Here is a 21134-nt window from a genome sequence, read left to right as displayed (position 1 = left end):
TTGAGACCAAGGCATATCCTGCGGAGGCGATTCTGTATGACAGTCGCGTTAACCGGCATTCACGCCGTCTATTTGCTGTTCGTCGCCCTCATCATTCTGTGCCTCGTCCTGCGGCGGGACACCACGATCGTCTGCCTAATCGGCATCTTTGCGTTAGGACTGCTCGCCACCTCGTCGGCCAGCTCCGCAGTGAGCGGCATGTTCACGAGCTTCATCTATGCGCTTGAGCAATTACTGGGGACGATCCTCATTATCTCCATCATCGTCGCGATGAGCCGCGTCATGCTCGCGTCCGGCGTGAACGAGACCATGATCTCCCCGTTCACGCGGCTAATGCGGGGACCGGGGCCGGCCTATTGGACGGTCGGGCTACTTATGTTCCTCATCAGCCTGTTCTTCTGGCCTTCCCCGGCCGTTGCCCTTATCGGCGCTGTCCTGCTGCCGGCTGCGGTCCGCGTCGGCCTTCCGCCGCTGGCGGTCGCCATGGCCATGAACCTGTTCGGCCACGGCATCGCGCTGTCCGGCGACTTCGTCATCCAGGGCGCGCCGAAGCTCACCGCCGACGCGGCAGGCGTGCCTGTGCAGCAGGTGCTCCAGGCAAGCGTACCGCTCGGCCTCGTCATGGGCGCGGTCACGGTCGCCGTCTCCTACTGGATGATGCGCCGCGACATGCGGGCCGGCCGGCTGACGATGGCGACCGGTCTGGCGAAGAATGCCGCCGGCAGCGAGCCGGCGCGCCTGCCTCTATCCGCCCGGGCCAAGACGGCGGTGGCGCTGCTTATCCCGTTGCTGTTCGCCCTCGATGTCATCCTGCTGTTCCGCCTCCATCTGCAAGGCGGGGAGGCAACCGCCCTTATCGGCGGAACGGCAATCGCGATTCTCGTGCTCCTGACCGGACTCACCCACCGGAAGCAGGCGCTGGAGGCGACAACCTCCTACCTGATCGAAGGCCTGCAGTTCGGCTTCAAGGTGTTCGGCCCGGTCATTCCGATCGCCGCCTTCTTCTATCTCGGCGATGCGGCCTTTTTCAATCTGTTCCATCACGGGCTGCCGGCGGGGTCCCAAGGGATCGTCAATGATCTGGGCATCGCGCTGGCCCATAGTGTGCCGCTTCACCCGGCGGTCGGAGCCGGGACGCTGGCCGTCGTCGGCGCCATTACGGGGCTGGACGGCTCCGGCTTCTCCGGCATCTCGCTCGCCGGATCGGTCGCCTCCTTGTTCGGAACCGCCAGTGGCGGCGGAACGGCGACCTTGACGGCGCTCGGCCAGATCGCGGGCATCTGGGTCGGCGGCGGAACACTCATCCCATGGGCGCTGATCCCCGCGGCCGCTATCTGCGGCATCAGCCCGTTCGAGCTGGCCCGCCGCAATCTGATTCCCGTCCTCATCGGCCTGGCAGCAACCACGCTCGCTGCCATCCTTCTCTTGGCGCTTCACTGAGAGCGACAGCGGAGGGTATGCCGCAGCAGGCCGAGAAATGACTGGCATCTGCACCAAAATGAAAGTACGATAGAAGAAGCAATTATCCAGAAACTAGCTAGGAGGTAGCATAATGCTCCGGATCGGAATTATCGGACTCGACACATCCCACGTCACAGCCTTCACTGCGCTGTTGAATGACGGCACTCATCCCTATCATGTGCCAGGCGGGCAGGTCGTTGCCGCCTATCAAGGCGGGACGCCTGGGCTGGGGCTGAGCATGTCCCGTTTGAAAGCTTATACAGATGAGCTCATCGGGCAATACGGCGTCACTCTCGTGCCGGATCTCCCGTCATTGGCGGAGTAATGCGATGTCCTGCTGCTGGAGTCGGTCGACGGCGGCGTGCATGAAGCGCATTTCGCGGCGGTGGCGCCCTTCGCCAAGCCCGTCTTCATCGACAAGCCGCTGGCGCTCTCCACCGCCTCCGCCAGCCGCATCGCAGACCTGGCCGCCCGATACGGCACGCCGGTCATGAGCAGCTCTGCGCTGCGCAAGCGCTCACTTCGGCGGTGAAGGAAGTGACGGCCGAGGCGGAAGGCGGGCCCTATGTGCAAGGCGTGGATGCCTTCGGCCCGACGCTGCGGGGAGATGGCGCGCCGGGGCTGTTCTCTTACGGCATCCACTGTGCGGAGATGCTGTACGCGGCTATGGGGCCCGGCTGGCGGGAAGTCCGGGCAGAAGCAATTCCCGGCGGGGAGTGCATTACCGCCCGCTGGGCGGACGGGCGCATGGCGACGATCCGCGGCCGCCATGGCGGACCGTTCGGCGCGCTCGTTCATGGCGAGGGACAATCGCGCTATCGGATGTGGCGGCCGATGCCAAGCCATTCTATGCGAGCCTGCTGGAACGGGTCATGGCGTTCTTCCAGATCCGGGATCCGGACGTCCCGCTCGCGGAGACGCTGGAGCTTATCGCCTTCCTGGAAGCGGCCAATGCGAGCCTCGCCGAGAATCGTACGGTAAGGCTGCCTTAATTGAAGCTATAAGAAAACGCCCCCTGACGCGTTCCCTTTCCAGGGAGCATCCAGGGGGCGGCGAATACCGCGTGTTCCGTTAGACAAAGCAAGCAAGCCGAACCTGGCGTGCGGCTCTTCTCCGCTCGGCGCTGCTACCTTTTCCGAGGCTCGATGCCCCGTTCCGGCGTGCAGCCGGCTCCCTCTCTATCGTTCTGCTGCGCGAACGAACGGCCTTGTCTTCTTCGTGCATATACGACCAGGCCGATGATAAGCAAGACGGGCAGCAGCATGAGAACGAGGGTGACGATCATATTTTCCCATACAAAAGTCAAGGTATAACCCTCCCTTCGATTCATGCCCAGATGCGAGAGAACTCTGTCCTCCCTTGCAACTCTATATCAGTCTATACGTGTATATCGAGAATGCGTTGCACCGAATCAAATAGAGAAGCCTCCTCCATTGGAGCGGGGCTGCCTGAAGATGAAAAGCAAGGACGTAAAGCGTGTCGTCCACGCTAACTTATGACAGAATAAGCGGCAGGGACTTCACGCCGAACACAAGCTGGCTGTCGAGGCGTTCTAGCCGGTAGGAGCGATCGCGGCGGTAATTCGGGAAGCGGTCAAGCATCGCGTTCAGGGCAATCTTCGCCTCCAGCCGGGCGAGCTGAGCGCCGAGGCAGAAGTGAATGCCGTGGCCAAAAGCGACATGCGGGTCCTGGCAATAGCGAGCGATCCTCTCGGACATCGCGCCAGGCCTCGCGGTCGCTGTCGAAGCAGAGCAGGGCTGAGGAGAGAAGATTCGTCGTCGTCTCGTTGCCCGCGACGAGCAGCAGAATGCAGAAGCCGATCAGTTCGATGGAGGACAGCGGCTCCCCGCCGGCGATGCACTAGCCGGGTGATCAGATCGTCCTGCGGATTGTGGCGGCGCTCTGCCGCAATCGCTTCGAAGTAGACGGACATCTCCTTCTGGCAAATGACATAGCGCTCATAGTCATTGCTCAACAGCGCGTCCGACCATTCCCGGAACTGATCGCGATCGCCGGCCGGAATGCCGAGCATTTCCGCAATGATCGTAACCGGAAGCGGACCGGTGAACTCGCGCACCGCATCCATCCGCCCCTCCTGCGCCGCCTTATCCAGCAACTCATGCGACACCGCTTCGATGCGCGGAATCATCTCCTCAATCGCCCGGGGCGTGAACGCTGTCGTCACGAGCGTACGCAGTTGGCGATGCTTCGGCGGGTCAATGCGCAAAATGCTGAATTCGATCGGATCCTTCTCCTCCGTCATCGCACTCGATGAGAAATGATCATGATCGGCAAAAATCTCCTTGAGCCGATCATACCGGTACACATTCCACACATCATTCTCCATCACAAGCGGACTTTCCACCCGCATTTTCGCAAAATGAGACAGCGGCAGCAAATCATGTTCACTTGCCCACTCCATCGCTAACCTCTCCTCTCTTCCCATGCGTTAGATCAAGATTCCATGAATGTACCATACATCCATAGGCTGCGAATCAGCCTTGGGACGGACATTTTCCAATTCGCCCCTCGCCGTTGCAACAAGCCTCCGCTGGGATGCGCCTCCGGATCGCGAAGACCCGCAAGCCCCCTGTCACGAGGGAACCTGCAGGTCTTTGTCTACTGAGGCGGCTTCATCACCGCTTATTCGGGATGTGGATGCTCGTCAGAATGACCAGGACCAGCCCCGGCCGTTATCATTATTTTTCGTATGGACATAGGCTCTGCAACACTTTCTTTTCCTCATTGCGGCCGATCCGGCCTTACCCGTTCGATTATGTACATTGTAAATCATCTCTTCTCGTTGCCGCTCCATCGCTCATACCATGATTGATAGGCCGCTTGCGGCGGAATCCCGAACTCGTTCTGCGTCATCTCGCACAGCTTGGCATAGGTGGCTTCCACCGCATTCCTGTCCCCCGCTCCGCGTATAACCGCATTAGCATGTAATAGCCGGATTCAATTCGAGGATAGACATTGACCTGACGGTGATAGACCTCGAGCGCAGCCGGGAAATCGTTATCCGCCACATAGTAGTCGGCCACCTCGTTCACGAGGTGGAGCCACAAGGAACGAAGGCGCTGCCTTTCTCCCTCCGCCCACAAGTAACTGCAATCGGCCAAATAATCGCCGCTATACTGCTGCAGCAGTTCCCGATAGGTCAGAATCGTATCCTGACCAACAGGAGGCAGTGCTTCGATCTCCTGTTCCCATTGCACGCAGTCGATGACCGCTTCTTGGAGGACCAGCATATAACTGTCCTCGCAGTTGATGATCTTCATCTGGTCGAGGTAAGGCTCCAATGTTTTGCGCACTTGATAAATGGCTGTATACAATTGGGCATACCCTTTCTTGGCATTCTGTCCGGCCATAGCAGCTCAAGAAGAATTTCTTTGCGAACCTGCCGTCCCCGGTGATGCAGCAAATAGGCGAACAGTTCTTGGGCTTTGGACGTTCGCCACCGGAGGGGATTCTGCGACGGATTTTCGAACTCGATATGCAGGTTCTGGAAGCAGCGAATCATGCGGGATGGACGCCTGCTTCTTGGCCTGTGCCGTCATGGCCGCCTTCTCCGCCAGCCGCTCCAGCGTCGCTGTCAACCGCTCGACTTCGACCGGCTTCAGCAAATAGTCGATGGCATTGAGTTCAAACGCCTTGACAGCATAATGATCATAGGCGGTAATGAACACGATCTGTGTCGCCGGGAGCGAAGACTGAATCCGCTCAGCGAGCTCAATTCCCGTCATCTCCGGCATGTCGATATCCAAAAACACGACATCCGGCGCGATCTCTTCCATTTCCTTCAGGGCCCGCTTCGGATCCTGATAGGTTCCTTCTATTACCATTTCCCCTGTCTCGGCCAACAGGTCATTCAAATAAGCAAGCGCCAAATACTCATCATCGATCAATATGGCTCTCATAGGCCTTCCCTCATCGATCAATATGGCTCTCATAGGCCTTCCCTCCGCAGGTTATATCGTTGATACCCCTTCGTTCGGCAGCCAGGCTCATGAAAGATATCGTATCTAACTATGATACGCCCCGACATCAATCTCACCCGAAGGAATGTGCCCTATTTCACTTTGGCATATGCTTCGGTTGTTTCTATTATATACGCTGCAGGATATCTCCTTTACTAGATTATACGACAATGATTGTCAAATTGTTCCTCTAGGCGGCAATAATGAGTCCTGTGAACTGTCATCCGATCATCAACAAAACAGGGCGCAGCAGATTTCACTCTGCCCGCCCTGTTTTCTTTTTTCCCGGCGTATTAATCGAACAGTAAATTATAAATGGCTTGCGCGGCTTCCGCGCGATTCGCCGCTGCTCCCGGAACGAACCGCCCTGTCGCCCGCCCCTTCATCAAGCCCAACCCGGCCGCGGCGTTCACATGACCGGCGGCCCAGCGCGAGATCCGGTCCGCATCGCTGAATGTCCCTTTCCCGTTGGCGGCAAGCCTCTTGCCTGTCTTCACTTCATAAGCTTTGACCAGCATGATCGCCATCTCTTCCCGCGTAACCGCGCTCACGGGATCGAAGCGGTTCGCGCCCTTGCCGCTGACGATCCCCGCCTCATGCGCCGCCGCGACCGGCGCGGCGTACCAGGCAGCCGCCTCGACGTCGGCAAAAACGTTGCCATCCGTCCCGGCCAGCTGCAACGCCTGCGCCAGCAGCGCGGTGAATTCCGCCCGGGTAATGGCCCGCGCCGGATCGAACTTCGTTGCGCTGGTGCCGCTTATGATCTGCTTGAGCGCAAGCTCCTGAATGACGCCATAAGCCCAATGGCCGGAAGGCAGATCGGCGAACGGCTTCGTCATTTCGAGCACCGCGTAAGTGCCGAACTGGCGGATAAGGGCAGCCATCTCGGCACGAGCGTAGTCTCCCTCTGCCTGCACGGCCGCTCCGCTGTCAGAGATTGAATAGATTCCTGCCCATCTCGGGTTGATACCCGAATTGGCGGTGAGTCGAAGCGTAACCGGCTGATCGAAGGAGGTCAGCTTCTCCCCCGTCCCGTTCGCCAGCGTGATCATAAGGCCAAGGTCATATATATCGCCGGACAGTCTCACCTTCATGCCGGATGCCCTCCCGGCCTTGGCGATCATGTCGTTCGCCTTCTCCTTCGCGAGTGGTGCCAGCTTCAAGGAGATGACCGATCCTTGCTTCTCGCTGTCCGTCCATTTGTTGATCAACTGCTTCATCAATTCGGAAGGAATCTCGAGCGAGATATGGTCCGACTTCACTTCCAGCTTATTCTGAAGCAGCAGCCCGTACGTATTGGACGGGAACTTCACTTCGTTAGTCCCGGCCGGCATCTCGAAGACGATGGTGCCTTGTCCGTCAGCAACCAGCTTTTCCGGTGTCGCCGTTACGGTTCCCGGCTTGTCTTCAGGCTTTGGACTTGGCTTGGAACTTGGAGTGGAACCCGAGTCCGAGCTGGAGCCTGAACCTGTCCCCGGGTCCGGATTCGGATTCGAGCCCGGCTCTTCCGGCAGCTTGCCGCCCTTCAGATCGGTAATCCGCCCTTCCACGCCGGCGTTGATGATGCCGACGCGATCAAGATGCTCGATGAACACTTCATAATCGACAATGTTCAGCTCATAGAAGCGGCCGTCGTTCTTCGCCTGCTTCATCGAGCGGTAGAAGTCTCCCCCGTCCGCCATGAACGAGTTCGTCGCCACGATGTAATAGCCTTGCGGATCGATATCGGCATAAGTCCCGCCGTCATTTTTCACCTGCACCTTGACGATCCGTTCGCCTGTCTGCGTGACCTCGCCGGTCACGGCGTCGATCGTCTCGCCCCTCTTCGTGGAGTCGTAATAGAAGCGCATGCCCGACACTTGCGGGAAGCGTCCCTGGCCCGTCTCCACGCCGCTGACGCCGTTCTCCAGGGCAGCGATAATTTCCTCGCCCGTCATCTTCACGGCGGACAGATTGTTGCCGAACGGCATCACCGTCAGCAGATCGCCCAGCGTAATATCACCCGCCTGTATGGACGCCCGTATGCCGCCGCCATTTTGGATCGTTACGTAGCCTTTGATGTCTGTCTCGTTCAACAGGCGCTGCACCTTCGCGCGCATGCTGTCGGCAATCAGATTGCCCAGATTGGTCTCCTGCTTGCGCACGCTTCCGCGCTCGCCATCCAGGAACACCTTCGTCTTGCCGATGACCTGCTTCTTGAATTCCTCCAGCGGCCCGGCATACTCGGCCAGCTTCGCCGCGGCCTCCGCATCGTCGGCCAGGACATACTGGCCCGCGGCATCCTTCGCATCGATGTCGGTCAGCTTCCCGTTCCACTCCGTCAATGCCCCGCTGTGATCGAAGGTGACATCCAGCTCTCCGAGGTAACGCCCGTATTCCCCGGTCTGGACGATCAAGGTTCGTTCACCGCTTCCCCGTTCGATGACGACCGGCTCCGTTAATTTCGTATGCGAATGTCCGCCGATGATGATGTCGATGCCTTCCACGCTCTCCGCCAGCGCCCGGTCGACTTCATAACCGAGATGGGTCAGCGCAATAATTTTGTCGATTCCTTCTTCACGCAGCATGGCCACCGTTGCCCGGGCGCTTTCCACATAATTGCGGAAGGCGATATGCTCGCCCGGAGAAGCCAGAAATGCCGTATCCTCCGTCGTCAAGCCGAATACGCCGACCTTCTCGCCATCCACATCGAGGATAATCGCCGGGTAAATGCTCGCTTCCGCTCCCGGATGGCCGATCTCATGATGGAACAGGCCCTGCAGTTCCGGCTCCTTATCGAAATCGATATTCGCGCTGACGAACGGGAACTTCGCCTGCTTGATGAAGTTCGTCAGCTTCGCCGGCCCGGCATCGAATTCATGGTTGCCGAAGGTCATCGCATCGTAGCCGATCAGGTTCATGAAGTCCAGATCCGCCATGCCTTCATACTTGTTGAAGTACAACGTGCCAGAAAATACATCGCCCGCATCGAGCAGAAGGGAATGATCCGCGTCCGCGCGGGCTTCCTTGATCGCCGTAATCCGGCGCGGCACACCGTCCAGATGCGCATGCGTATCATTCGTATGAAGCAGCCTTAGCTGGAAGTCGTCATCATCCGGCTTACCGAACTGAAGCTGAACGAGCAGCGGATCATGATCACTTATCCGTCCATGCGCTTCCATGAAATCGGCATTGATATGCACGATGTCCAGCTTTGCGCGCTTGGCCAGCTTATTATCGACCAAAATATGATCCAGCGTCTGCGAATTGCCTTCATAAATATAAGAGTAGCGCTCGGCTTCCGGCAGTCCGTCTACCAGATTGTTCAATTCATTCCCCGCGACAATCCGCAATGTGTCGGAGAATTGGAAATCATTCAAGTCCCCAATCAGCACGACGTTCGTCTGCGGATTGTGGGTCAGCACTTCGCTCACGAAGCCGTGAACGAGCGCGGCTTGCTTCGCCCGCTGCACTTCACTCGACCGCTGCGGAGGCTGGATGCCTCCATACGGCGCATGATCCCCGCCCTTCGAATTGAAGTGGTTGGCGATGACCAGCACCCGCTCGCCCCGGAACAGGAACTCTGCGGCCAGCGGCTTGCGCGAGCCGTTGAACGCTTCGTTCGCCGGCTCAATCCGCCCCGGATTGAATGATAATCCGTCCGTACCGTAACGGACGGCGGTCTTCGCGTCGCCCTTCCCATTCTGTTGGCTGCCGGCCAGCGTGACCCGCTCCGGATTGTACAGGAACCCGACGCGAATATTGCCTCCCGGCGCGCCCCCGTCCATTTTGTCCTCCGGATTGACATCCGTATATTGATAGACCGGTCCGCCGGCCGCTTGAATCGCCCCGATGATCGCTTCATAGTTGCGGCTAGCGTCGACGACGCCATTATCTGTTTCCCCGTTATTATCCTGCACTTCCATTAATCCGATAATATCCGGAGACTTCAGATTGCGCACAATAACGTCACCGATTTTGCGGGTTTTCTCCTTCCCCTTGGCGCTCGGATCGTTCCAATAATTTTCGACATTGAAAGAATCGATCGTCAATTTCTCGCTGTCCGTCACGATGCTGGTCACCGCAGGCTCCCCCTTGCCGCTCTCCACCTTCGGCAGCCGTTCCGGCAGCAGCTTATAATTGCTGAAGGAGTAGGCAATGACGCCGGTGATCGGTTCTGTAAATCGATCACCCGTCTTGACGGCCGGATTCGGCTTCGGCGTAACATAATCAAGGGATACCAGCACGCGCTGCGGATTGAGGCTGTCCTCGGTCAGGACGAGGCCGCCCGCCGGAGACACGACGGGATGATTGCCCTCCTGCCGTACACTGACCGGAATCTCATATTTATAAGGGCCGATAATGTCCGGGTTCTCGATCATGACGCGCATCCCTTCCAGACTCTCATACAGATCGAGCGCATTGCGCTCCGGATCGTAATAAGTATCGGTCAATTGATAACCGTCCGTAATGATCGATGGCGGAATCACTCGATCCTTCCCCAGTACAACGGGAGGAGGCAGATCCTGATCATGCGAAATAATATCCACGCTCGAAGCCGCGATTTCCGTCGTCGTCAGATCGACCGGATTGCTGGAATACGTCTTTTCCTTATATTCCTTGACTACGCCGGATACCTCTACTTGGTCCCCGACCTTCACCGGACTGTCCTTGTGATAGACGAGAATGGCGTCCGATGCCCGGCCATCCTTGCTGTACCGGTCGGGATTGCTTTCCTGGATATAGAAGTTGCTCTTATCCCGCTTGAACGTCACGGTGCCTTCCACGCCCGTCACGGCTTGATCCGCGTACGGAGAGCGATGGCCTTCGCCCTGTATGTCGTGGATCAGGAGATGGCCCGTATCCTTCAGCACCTTGTACGTGAACGTATAGACTGCACTGGCCGTTCCGTCCTTCACGACGATGGCCTTGACCGCCGTATCCTCTATGATCGCAATCGGCGCTTCATAGCGGGCGCTGGCCTGCGTCGGCTCCGTTCCATCCAGCGTAAAGTAGATGACGCCGCCGGAAGCCGGCGTGCTAAGCGCAATCTCGCTGCCCTTCGCGACATTCCCGGATGGAAGGCTTGCCGTTACCGACAGCTCGGTCTCTACCACATCCGCGTACGCACGCGGAATCAGCTGGTACCCGTACGAGCTATGATAGGACAAGACGCCGGTAATCCTCTCGTAGGTGCGGTTGACCGCGAACGCTGCGGGAACGTTTTTGGCGTAAATGACAATGCCTGTGCCGAGCTTGTCAGTCGCATAGTAGGTAGATCCGCTGCTTCGGTCAATCGCAGCCGCGGCGACTTCCACCAGCTGGCCTTCGTACAGCTTCCCGGCATTCTGGGCAAAATCGGCTGAAGTGATCGGCTTCGCCGCCGGCAGAGGCAAGGCCGGTTCCACGATTCGGAGGCTCCCGCCCGGCTCCTTGTTCAATTGCAGCAGGCCGCTGTACAGCTCCAGCTTGCCCTGAACCTCGATCTTATCTCCTTGCTCGGCCGTTATATTCTGGCCGCGGACGACAATCCCTGCCGTATCGTCCTGAATATACAGATTGGAGAAGCCGCTGCCCGTGTCCTCTCTATAAGTAACAACGCCTTGCACCAGGGCGGCATCGCCCGCATTCCGCCCTCTTGCCTCCGCAATGCTGGAGACCGTCACAACCGAATAAGTGAATTCGGAAATATCGCTATCCTTCAGTCCATCCCGCTTGGCATAGGCCTTGATGGTCGTCGGGCCTGTAATCTCGATCGGCTCCGTATACGGAACGAACTCGAACTTATCGGAGCTGCCGTTCAGATTGTAGTAGACGGAAGCGGTCACCGTTGGCGACGAGAGACTCACCCGCGTCCCCGTTGGCACCGCTCCGGAAGGCGGTGCCGCGGTTACGGAGGCCGCTTGATCCGGAGGCGTGACGTTGACCTTTTCCATGGAGGATGGGGACGTGATGCCCCGATGAGGCTTGAAGTACTCGGCCAGCGTACCGGTGACTCGTAGCTTCGACCCGAACATTCCCGGATTCGATTGCAAGCCGAACTGTTGTCTGAATGGAGAAGCAATCTGGACGAATAGCGTCTTGTCCTCTGCCGTCTCCGCTGCAGCGGCAGTTCCTGCGATCCAACCCGCAGGCGCCATCGAAGACAGCAGCAATACGGCTGCTATAATGATACTGATTGACTTGGTCCAGATCCGATGTACCATTTTGTCGCTCCCTTCCCAATATGGGTTATCATTACAAATCGTAGCTTGTCTGTATAACCTTGGTGTTAAAGGACTGTAAAAAATATATGAAGAAGCTCGGCCCGTTCATGCCGGAATTGCCTTAACACTTCCCCCTTATCATTCCACAAAAAGAATCCTTGAAGGGCAGGCAGTCAATCGAGGGGAACAACGCGATGCTATTTCTCATTTTTCATCCCTTATTGCCGCTATCCCCTTCGTTCAGAAGCAAGGGTTGTTTCTGTCAGCGCTACGGAGTCTCATCATCATCCTCTTGCCGCTTACCGATCCGCATTCTAAATATCCGATCGCCCGCTACATTCTATTGCAATATACTTGGGAGGAATACAGTCCGCCAGCCATATCGTATGGTTGCCCGGATAAAACATAATCCCTTCGTTCCGGGCCGTCTCGGCATCCACCTTCAACAACACCGGGGCAGCGTCTCTTCGTTTCCCGACCAGCATGGCCGTCTCTTTGTCGACGGAGACATGAACATATTGTCTTCCCATCGGCCGGAGTCCTTCGTCCAAGATTTGCGCCACAAAGCGTCTTGCCGTTCCGTGATACACGACGGAGGGAGGCGTCTCTCCCTTCTTGACGATTTTGCTGGGCATCGAATGCCCGTATAACGCTCTAATTTTCCCGTCCGCAGCCTCAAACCGTTGCTTGTCCGCCATTGCCATGATGTTATGGATGTCCTGTTCATTAACAGCTTCCCATCGTTGGTCAAGGTGAAGCGCCAGCAGCAGCTGCTCCAGGCTGACCCAGCCTTCCTCATCCAGTTCCAATTCATACTCCCAAGGGGCATGCCTCAGGGCATAGGATATTTCCTTGCTTAATTTGAACAAATCTATCTTCTGTCTGGTCATAAAAGCGCCTCCATAAATGTCAAATCTACTATTCCTATACAACGCTGTCCCGGCAATCGATTCAATTGCTTTGGCACTAGCCGTATTGTAAAAAAAGAAGCTTGTAGTGGCTTCGAGCCTTGTGCAGATTGAAATCCCGGATTGAAATTAGCTGGTTAGTAAAATATTACGAACTCGATTATGGGTCCCATTTTGATTAATCAAAGCCAAGTTCCCCTCCTCCTCATATTGTCAATCGAGCGCAGTCGAGCACAATCGAGCACAATCGGGCATAATCGAGCACATTCGGGCATACCTCCAGGTTGAAGATACTCTCTTTTACATTCAGGTACCTCCAATAGTGCAAAAATACAGCATTTTTAAAGAAGCCAATTTTATAAAATAGGAATCCTGCAAATTTACAGGAATTTCTTCCATTATAGCCCGAATTAGAGAAATATCGAGTAAAAAGATGCAAATTCGCAGGAATTCCACCCAATATGCCCTATATCGGAACAAAAAGATGCATTTTTGCAGGATTGCTTCCGACCCGACGCCGATGCCGACGCCGACGCAGATGCTGCAACGGAGGAAAAACAAAAACGATCACCCCCGCGCCAATTACAGGGGTGATCGCCTATTCCACAATGCTCGTCTCGCTCTGCTATGCTACTCCGGCAGCATTTTGTACTTCCCGCAATCTTGTGCGGCCAGCCTAATGCCCGCAACCCGGCCATCCAGCGCTGGCATCCGCCTGCACGCTTGCGCGGCCTTACGCCTTACCAACCGGGACCGCACCCGACAGGTCGTCATACATCGCTTGCAGGTCGATGACCTGGCCGCCCTGGAGGCGGGATTGCTCGGCCGCGAAGGCCATCAGATGGCTGCGCACGGATACCGAGGCGGAGGACAGGCTCTCTGTGCCAGAGCCGAAGCCGCGCACTTCCTTCAGGAACGAGCGCACGATGCCCGAGTCGCCGCCGCCGTGTCCTGTGATGGACGGAGCGAGCTGAACGCTCCGCTTCTCCTTCGTCACGAAGTCGGTGATCATGAACGAGTCATCCTCCATATTGCCGCGGATGTCCCCCTTCGTGCCCATCACCTGCACGATGCGCGTATTATCGTGCGTGAAGCCGCACATGCTGAACATCGCGGTCGCCCCGCTCGCGAATTCGAGATTGACGACCTGATGGTCGACGACATTGTTGTCCGTCTGATAGACGCAGCGCCCGTACGGACCTTCCCAGAGCGCCTTCAGGATGCCTTCCTTCGTATAGTCATCCGTAATTTTGCGCGCCCAGTCGATGCCCTCGCCAAGATAATAACGCGGCGCATGGTACTGGCAGCTCTGCTCCGCCGGACAGCGCTCGATGCAGCGGGCCGGCGCTCCTTCCGGCTTATGCCCTTCATGGAAATGCATCAGCGAGCCGAACGAGCTGACCCGAGCGCAGGGCTCATTCATCAGATACGCCAAAATGTCCATGTCATGGCACGACTTCTGCAAAATCATCGGGCTCGATTCATCGCTGTTGCGCCAGTTCCCTCTGACGAAGCTGTGCGACATATGCATATTGCCCACATTCTCGTTCAATTGGATGGATACGATATCGCCAATCGCGCCGCGATCGATCTCCCGCTTCATCGCCGACCAGAAGGACGTGTAGCGCAGCACATGGCATATCGTCAGCAGCCGGTTATGCTTCTTCGCCGCCAGCTCCATCTCGACACATTCCTGCGGCTCCGGCGACATCGGCTTCTCCAGCAGCACATGATAACCGAGCTCCAGCGCCCGCAGCGTCGGCTCATAATGCATGCGGTCCATCGTGCAGATGATGGCCACATCGGCACGCCGGTCCCCTTCCAGAATCGCTTCCCATGTCTCGAACTGCTGCGATTCGTTCAGGCCGAACTGCTCGGCGAAGGCTTGCCTCCGCTCGTCCTTCGGATCGGCCACGCCGACAAGCTGCAGCTCATGCGGATTATCCAGGGCATACGGAGAATAAGCACGCGCACCCCGGTCGCCTGCACCTATGACAATGGCTGTAATCGGATTCATAATGACATCTCTCCTTTGCACGACGCAGAGAAACGCCAGCACTAAGCGGCGTTCCTCCGGCATACTCTGCTTATTTTGCTTGGGCGGCTTGGTAAGCCTGATTCATTTCGTCAATAACTTTGATTAAATCCTTATCTTTTTTGATTGTTTCGATAAATTTATCATACTCCTCAACCGTCTCTTTGCCAATAATTACTTTTGTACGCATATCGTCAACTTTTTTCTTTATCTCCGGAAAATAGCGATTATACGCTTCCGAGTAGAGGCCCCGCTCCGGTTCCGGCACGACATGCTTCTTCCGCTCGTTCACGATCTGGACATTGCGTTCGTACAGTTCATCCGGCATGCCGACGGCCCCGATGGCCATATCGTCGCTAATTAGATGGAAGAGGCTCGACATGTTGCCGTCTCCCGTCAAATCTTGCTTCGCCTGCTCCGTAGGCACGATTTTCCCGTTCTCTTCCTTGTAATGGATATCTTTTAGACCATAATAGGTCAAAATATTCCCTTCCGGGCTGTTGCCGTAATCGAACAGCTCGAGAATTTTCTTCACCTTGTCCTCCGGCACCTTCTTCGGAATCAAGTACACGCCGTAATACGCAGCCCCAGATGGCGTATATTTATAGCCGTTCGGATTCTCCAAGTATGGCAGCGGATACAGATCCGCCTTCGGGTCGATATCGCGCAGCAGCTTGCCGGTTACCCAGACATGGTTCATGGACAAGCCCGTGCCGCCGACCTTGCCGCTGCGGAACGCATCCAGGATTTGCGAAAATTTCAAGATGGCGAAATCCTTCGGGAACAAACCCTCATCGTAAGCTTTCTTAATCCAGAGCAGCGCATCGCGGGAGGCGTCTTCCGTAATAATCGGCACAAGCTTGCCGTCCTTCAGCTTCCAGTTACCCTGCGTCTCGTTGTAAATATTGTAGACGAAGCCCATCGAGCTCGGAGAGGCCGCATACGGAATCTCATCCGCCTGTCCGTTGCCGTTCGGATCCTTCTCCTTGAACGCCTTCAGCACATCGAACAGGGAATCGAGCGATGTCGGCACCTCCAGGTTCAGCGCATCGAGCCAGTCTTTGCGGAGCATCGCGAAGGCGCCGCCCCCGAAGCTAGGGTAATAGCGCGGAATGACATAATTTTTGCCTTCGATCTTCGTCTCGTCCCACATCGACGCCTTATCTCCGTCCGTCAAGTTCGGGTAACCCTTGATGAATGGCGTCACATCCCAGAAGACGCCCTGCTTGATCATTTTCTGCAGCTGCGCGTTGTTAAGCGACTCGACGAAGACGACATCCGGCATGTCGCCGGAAGCGAGCATGACATTGACCTTGTCCTCGATCGTCGTCGGCGTCAGCCAGGTGATATCCAGCTCCGTGTTGGTGCGCTTCTCGAGCTCTTTCCAGATCGGGCTGCTCTTGTTGACCATGTCTGTCGCATAGTTCAACGTCTGAATCGAGATCTTCGTCGGACCGTCTCCTCCGGACGAAGCGCTCTTGCCGCCGCCGCCGCATGCCGTCAGCAGCAGCGAGCAGGCGAGCAGAATGAGCATCGATGTTTTCAACGCGGAAGCCAGCTTGCGTGGTTGCTTGTGAATCATCGTAGACCCTCCTTTTTTACGTGAACATGCTTTTTGTGCATCCTTATCTCGTCATTCTTTGACAGAGCCAACCATCGCGCCCTTGGCGAAATGCTTCTGCAAGAATGGATACACCATCATAATCGGCAGCGTCGCGATGACGACCGCAGCCATTTTGAGCGTCTCGGTCGGCATCTGGCGGTTCACATGGAAGTCCATGCCGCCACCTGTGCCGCCGCCCATCGCCGTCGGGTCGACCAGCATATTTTGCAGGAGCACCTGCAGCGGCCATTTGCTCTGGTCGTTAATGAACATGAGCGCATTGAAGTAGGTGTTCCAGTAGCCTACCGCGAAGAAGAGGCCGAAGGCGACCAGCGCCGGCAGGGACAAGGGAAGCATAATGCGCCAGAACACCCCGATCTCGTTGCAGCCGTCGATGCGGCCGGCTTCCTCCAGGCTGTCCGGGATGCTGTCGAAGAATCCTTTCATCAGCAGGACGTACCAGGCACTCGTCAGGCTCGGCAAAATAAGCGACCAGACGCTGTCGATCAGGCCTAGATTGCGGACGACCAGGTACAGCGGCACCAGTCCTGGCTGGAACAGGAACGTAATCAGAATCATCATCATAATGGCTTTGCGGAAGCGAAGCCGCTTGCGGGACAGCGCATAAGCGAGTCCTCCCGATACGATCAGGCTGAACGCCGTGCCCACGGTCGCCAGGAAGGCGCTGATTCCGAGCGAGCTCATGAACAGCCCGTTGGACAGCAAATATTTATACGCGTCCAGCGTCCATTGCTGCGGGAACAGGATCAGCGGCCGCGTGTAATATTCCGTCGGATCCGTGAACGACAGCACAATCGTATAGTAAATGGGGAACACGGTAGCGATACTGAACAGAATCAGCACCGTCACATTGCTCGCTTGGAACAACCGATCCCGCCACTGTTCTCTCATGGCATTCGACCTCTTTCCTGCTTTTCTAATAGAGACTATTCAATAAGTTAGTACAGACTATCTTGACCGAACCGCTTCGCCACCTTGTTCGCCGTCACGACGAGAATGACGCCGACGACCGACTTGAATAGCCCGATAGCCGTGCTGTAGCTGAATTCGCCCTGCTTGATCCCGATGCGGTACACATACGTGTCGAACACATCCGCCACATGCGTGACCGCCGAATTCATCATCAGATAAATCTGCTCGAAGCCGGTATCCATAATCGTGCCTAGGCGGAGAATGAACAGAATCATGATGACGTTGCGAATGCCCGGCAGCGTAATATGCCAGATGCGGCGCATCCGCCCCGCTCCGTCCATGACGGCCGCCTCATACAGCTGCGGATCGATGCCGGCGATCGCCGCCAGGAATATAATCGTGCCCCAGCCGACTTCCTTCCATATCGATTGCGCCGTCAGCAAGCCCCAGAAATAATTCGGGTTGGACAAAATGTCGACCGTCTCTTTGCCCATCGATACGAGCAGCTTGTTCACCATCCCCTCCGATTGGGAGAACATGAGGAACGTCAAGCCGTAAATAAGCACCCAGGACAGAAAATGCGGAATATAGATGAGCGACTGCACCGTGCGCTTCAACACCGAGTTCCGCACCTCGTTCAGCATGAGGGACAGAATGATCGGCGCCGGAAAAAAGAAAAGGAGATTCAGGAAGCTGATCGCCAGCGTGTTCCGTAGTAAAATATAGAAATCTTCATTGGCGAAAAAGCGGCTGAAATGCTCGAACCCTACCCAGGGACTCCTCGTGACGCCGTAGTACGGAGAGTAATCCTGGAAGGCAATGACCAGATTCGTAATCGGAATGTACTTGAAGATCAGAAAAAACAGCAGTCCCGGCAGGGCTAACAAATATAAATACTTGTCGCGCTTCAGATCGGACCATAGCTTACGCTTGCCGGCACGAGCACGGACACGGGGCGCAGGACCTGCTGTTCGCTCGGCGGCGATATTCGTTGGCTGTGAGCTCATCGGTCACCCTCGCTTTCTATTCGAATCGAAGCTTCATGGCTTGGTAGTGCTAATGTAAACGCTGTCATCATTCCGTGCAATTTGACTTTTTTTCCAGATTAGCTTTATCCCTTTACCGCTATGATGGACAAAGCTGAGAAGCCGTGCCCTACCTGGACAGAGCGCCGCTGCAGCGTCTTTGCGGCCCGATCCGATTTCCTGCCGTTGCACTTTTTTTCCGGGCCTCTCCACGCTTGTGTCCCCCTTGTCCAACGGGACAATTTCAATTGAAAGCCTTTTCAATCCGCATGTCATTCAGTATGATGAAGACAACGGCATCCGGACTTCCGCGATCCGAATCCGCTGCATGATGGGAGGATCACCGTTGAGACGACAATGGATAAGCCTGTTGTCTTCGAAAGGCGTATTGTATTGGAAAACCATCGCGATGGCTGTGCTGCTGACCTGTCTTCCGCTGACGGTCATCAGCGCGGCTTATTTATATATCGGGAACCAGCATATGGTGAACCAGTTCCAGCAGAAGAATGAGGACGCGCTTCAGGATGCGGCGAAGCAGATTGACGAGCAATTTTCCCAGCTTGTCCAATACGCGCTGAACATGGTCGTGAAGCCGCATTTCAAGCCGTCCGTGTCCGACATGGATTTCGGGCTTCAATTCGAGGAGACGCTCCAGCTTCTTGATACGCTCACCTTAATCGAAAATGCCGATCCGCTGATCGATCAAGTGTACCTGTACGTGCAGAAGCAGAACAAAGTGCTGCAGCCTTCTCTTGGCCTTCGCACGCTGGAGGATACGCAAGATGCCGAGCGCTGGGGCCGGCTGATGCTGGAGGAGAAGGGCATCTACTGGGTGCCTGATCTCGTGCGCCCATTCGCCAAGGGCGGCGCGCCGCACGCGATCGTCCTCAAGCTCCCGTTCAACGGATCAACCTCCTTCGGCGCGATCGTCATCTACATCAATCCGTCGAAGCTGCATATCTTCGCCAATACAGACAACCTGTCGTATGTGCTGGACGCGGAGGGGCATGTGATCGGCCATTCCGCGAAGACCGCGGAGCATCCGGAGGCGCTGCCGCTCATTCTTGGGCATCTGCAGGAAGAGCCTGCCCCGGCCGAACCGGGACGCCTCCCTCCGCCGCGAACATGGCAGATGCCGATCGAAGGCGGGGACTCGCTGCTCGTCAATACCGTCTCCTTCGAGAAAATGGGCGGAACATGGACCTATATCGCGGGAACCCCGCTATCGGTCATTACGGCCCCTACCCGGCCGTATACCCATGTCGTGCTCGTCCTATGGGGCTTCGCCCTGTTGGCGGCGCTCGCGCTCAGCTGGTTCGCTTCGCGCCGGATGTACCGGCCGATTCGCCGGGTCGTCACGATGCTCGGCGGCTGGCGGACGCCGGAGTCGGCGGTCCATAATGAGCTGGACTATATCGAGAAGGAATGGAAGCAGTACCGGTTCGCGAACGAGACGCTGCAGAGCCGCCTCGATCAATCCATCCCTTCCGTGCGCGAAGCATTCATCAACCAGTTCGTGACCGGACAGGCTTCGCACCTGACAGAGCGGGAGATTCGCGAGAAGCTGAGGCTGCTGCAGGTGAATATCGAGGGGAAGAGCTTCGCGGCCGTCGTTGTGCAGCCGCATGCGTTGGGGAATGGCCGGGAGCCGTTCTCCGACCGGGATGAGCATCTGATGGCGTATGCGGCCATCAACATCGCGCAGGAGCTGTCCGATCAGATGGCCGATTACGTCCATCTGATCAACTTCCTCGACAGCTCCTTCGGCGCCGTCCTTATCCTGCCCGGAGCGGAGCCGAACGAATCCCAGAGCCGGATCGAGCAGCTCTGCGATCAATGCCTGCGCGCTCTGCGCGACGTGCTCCGTCTGGAGGCGACGATCGTCGTCAGCGGGCCGACTTCGTCCTGGCTCGATGTGCCGTATGCGCTTGAGCAGGCACGGCGCGCCCTGCGGCACCGCACCTTCGATTCCGGCAGCCAGCTGCTGGAGGCAGAGCATGTCCTGTCCCAGACCGCAGGCAATGTCGAATTCCCGCTGGAGCTGGAGCAGGACATCATTCACGCCCTGAATCTGGGCCTGGAAGAGGAAGCCGTGCAAGGGGTGGAGCAGTTCGTCACCGCTCTCCATGGCGGCGGGGCGGCCGAATGGCTGATCCACCAAGCCTTGATGCGGCTCATCGGCAACATTCACCGCGCGATGCTTCAGGCTGGGCACAATCCGTATGCGGTGTTCGACGCGGCGGGCCTGCAGGAGGAGCTGAACGGGCTGCGCGACACGCGCGCCTGCCTGACCTGGTTCCATACCCGCATCATCCGGCCGTACATCGCCTCGCTGAACAAGAGCTACAGCGCGACCATGAAGCAACTGGTCGAGGAGATGCTGGAACGCATCGGCCATGATTATATGAGCGATCTGTCGCTCGACATCGTCGCCGCGGAGGCCGGCGTGAGTGCATCCCAGCTCAGCAAGGCCTTCAAGCAGATGACCGGCTCCAACTATGTCGATTACTTGACGTCGCTCAAGATGAATAAATGCAAGGAGCTGCTCCTGTCCACCGATATGAAAATCAACGAGATCGCGGAAGCGGTCGGCTACCAGCCCTCATACTTCAACCGGATGTTCAAAAAGCTGGAAGGCATGACGCCCGGCCAATACCGGCAGCAGCATGCGGGATAAGGTCATCCCCGCCGGAGAAGAGGCTGTTCAATCCGTGGATTCCCAGTACGAAGAGTCGGGCATAGCAGGCTTCGCTCCAACCACAAACGGGCTGGTCAAGGGTTTCATCCCTGACCGGCCCGTTTGTTGATGCTGTCTTCCCCACAGTACGTTATCGGAAGCAACTAACGTAACAATGCACTTTGTCATCTTTGATCGAATCGATATCAACCACGCTTACAGAAGATTCTACGTACTTTGGTTTTCAGGGGCGATTAGGAGGCTTTTTGCGCAAATTATACTTCATAAATAGATCGAAATAACTACTTTTTCCTTATGAAGTATTTT

16 protein-coding genes are annotated in these 21134 nt (G+C 56.7%); 5 read left to right on the top strand and 11 right to left on the bottom strand.

From position 1 onward, the window contains the following. Positions 1 to 36 precede the first annotated feature (36 nt). The 4 genes from DQX05_RS02385 to DQX05_RS31600 all read left to right on the top strand — a co-directional run bounded on the left by DQX05_RS02385 (position 37) and on the right by DQX05_RS31600 (position 2453). Positions 37 to 1440: a hypothetical protein gene (locus DQX05_RS02385; RefSeq protein WP_119790525.1), complete on the top strand. Its 1404-nt coding sequence runs from the start codon at positions 37 to 39 to the stop codon at positions 1438 to 1440. A 112-nt stretch (positions 1441 to 1552) separates the two neighbouring features. Then, the gene (locus DQX05_RS31610; protein ID WP_259391740.1) at positions 1553 to 1786 is read left to right on the top strand and encodes a hypothetical protein; all 234 of its coding nucleotides are present in this window, start codon (positions 1553 to 1555) and stop codon (positions 1784 to 1786) included. A gap of 36 nt (positions 1787 to 1822) precedes the next feature. Then, positions 1823 to 1993: a hypothetical protein gene (locus DQX05_RS31605; RefSeq protein WP_259391739.1), complete on the top strand. Its 171-nt coding sequence runs from the start codon at positions 1823 to 1825 to the stop codon at positions 1991 to 1993. Positions 1994 to 2177: 184 nt separating this feature from the next. Next, positions 2178 to 2453, top strand: coding sequence for a hypothetical protein (locus tag DQX05_RS31600; protein WP_259391738.1), 276 nt, complete (start codon positions 2178 to 2180; stop codon positions 2451 to 2453). A 134-nt stretch (positions 2454 to 2587) separates the two neighbouring features. Here DQX05_RS31600 and DQX05_RS02375 read toward each other — a convergent pair whose 3' ends face one another. The 11 genes from DQX05_RS02375 to DQX05_RS02320 form a co-directional block, all read right to left on the bottom strand. Beyond that, a complete protein-coding gene (locus DQX05_RS02375) occupies positions 2588 to 2767 on the bottom strand; it encodes a hypothetical protein (RefSeq protein WP_119790523.1) in 180 nt (59 codons plus the stop codon). 187 nt (positions 2768 to 2954) lie between these two features. Further along, positions 2955 to 3122: a hypothetical protein gene (locus tag DQX05_RS31595; protein ID WP_259391754.1), complete on the bottom strand. Its 168-nt coding sequence runs from the start codon at positions 3120 to 3122 to the stop codon at positions 2955 to 2957. After that, positions 3068 to 3883: a cytochrome P450 gene (locus DQX05_RS02365; RefSeq protein WP_259391737.1), complete on the bottom strand. Its 816-nt coding sequence runs from the start codon at positions 3881 to 3883 to the stop codon at positions 3068 to 3070. Before DQX05_RS02365 ends, DQX05_RS31595 begins: the two co-directional genes overlap by 55 nt. A gap of 448 nt (positions 3884 to 4331) precedes the next feature. Further along, complete coding sequence (locus tag DQX05_RS02360; RefSeq protein ID WP_119790517.1) at positions 4332 to 4832, bottom strand: AfsR/SARP family transcriptional regulator; 501 nt, start codon at positions 4830 to 4832, stop codon at positions 4332 to 4334. 6 nt (positions 4833 to 4838) lie between these two features. After that, positions 4839 to 5381: a LytR/AlgR family response regulator transcription factor gene (locus tag DQX05_RS02355; RefSeq protein WP_182914587.1), complete on the bottom strand. Its 543-nt coding sequence runs from the start codon at positions 5379 to 5381 to the stop codon at positions 4839 to 4841. Between the two features lie 353 nt (positions 5382 to 5734). Next, the gene (locus DQX05_RS02350) at positions 5735 to 11626 is read right to left on the bottom strand and encodes a 5'-nucleotidase C-terminal domain-containing protein (protein WP_119790513.1); all 5892 of its coding nucleotides are present in this window, start codon (positions 11624 to 11626) and stop codon (positions 5735 to 5737) included. A 314-nt stretch (positions 11627 to 11940) separates the two neighbouring features. Next, positions 11941 to 12516 (bottom strand): RNA 2'-phosphotransferase, encoded by a 576-nt coding sequence (locus DQX05_RS02345; RefSeq protein WP_182914586.1) that lies wholly within the window; start codon positions 12514 to 12516, stop codon positions 11941 to 11943. Between the two features lie 751 nt (positions 12517 to 13267). Further along, the gene (locus DQX05_RS02335) at positions 13268 to 14551 is read right to left on the bottom strand and encodes a Gfo/Idh/MocA family protein (protein WP_119790509.1); all 1284 of its coding nucleotides are present in this window, start codon (positions 14549 to 14551) and stop codon (positions 13268 to 13270) included. A gap of 70 nt (positions 14552 to 14621) precedes the next feature. Further along, positions 14622 to 16151, bottom strand: coding sequence for an extracellular solute-binding protein (locus tag DQX05_RS02330; RefSeq protein ID WP_182914585.1), 1530 nt, complete (start codon positions 16149 to 16151; stop codon positions 14622 to 14624). A 51-nt stretch (positions 16152 to 16202) separates the two neighbouring features. After that, positions 16203 to 17084, bottom strand: a complete 882-nt coding sequence (locus DQX05_RS02325) for a carbohydrate ABC transporter permease (RefSeq protein ID WP_087443348.1) — start codon at positions 17082 to 17084, stop codon at positions 16203 to 16205. 47 nt (positions 17085 to 17131) lie between these two features. Continuing rightward, a complete protein-coding gene (locus tag DQX05_RS02320; RefSeq protein ID WP_119790507.1) occupies positions 17132 to 18112 on the bottom strand; it encodes an ABC transporter permease in 981 nt (326 codons plus the stop codon). 364 nt (positions 18113 to 18476) lie between these two features. Here DQX05_RS02320 and DQX05_RS02310 point away from each other — a divergent pair, with 364 nt between their 5' ends. Continuing rightward, positions 18477 to 20807 (top strand): helix-turn-helix domain-containing protein, encoded by a 2331-nt coding sequence (locus tag DQX05_RS02310; RefSeq protein WP_259391736.1) that lies wholly within the window; start codon positions 18477 to 18479, stop codon positions 20805 to 20807. Positions 20808 to 21134 lie beyond the last annotated feature (327 nt).

Origin of the sequence: Paenibacillus thiaminolyticus (assembly GCF_003591545.1) — a bacterium.
GTDB lineage: Bacteria > Bacillota > Bacilli > Paenibacillales > Paenibacillaceae > Paenibacillus_B > Paenibacillus_B thiaminolyticus_A.
This window is presented reverse-complemented; position numbering and strand designations above follow the sequence as displayed.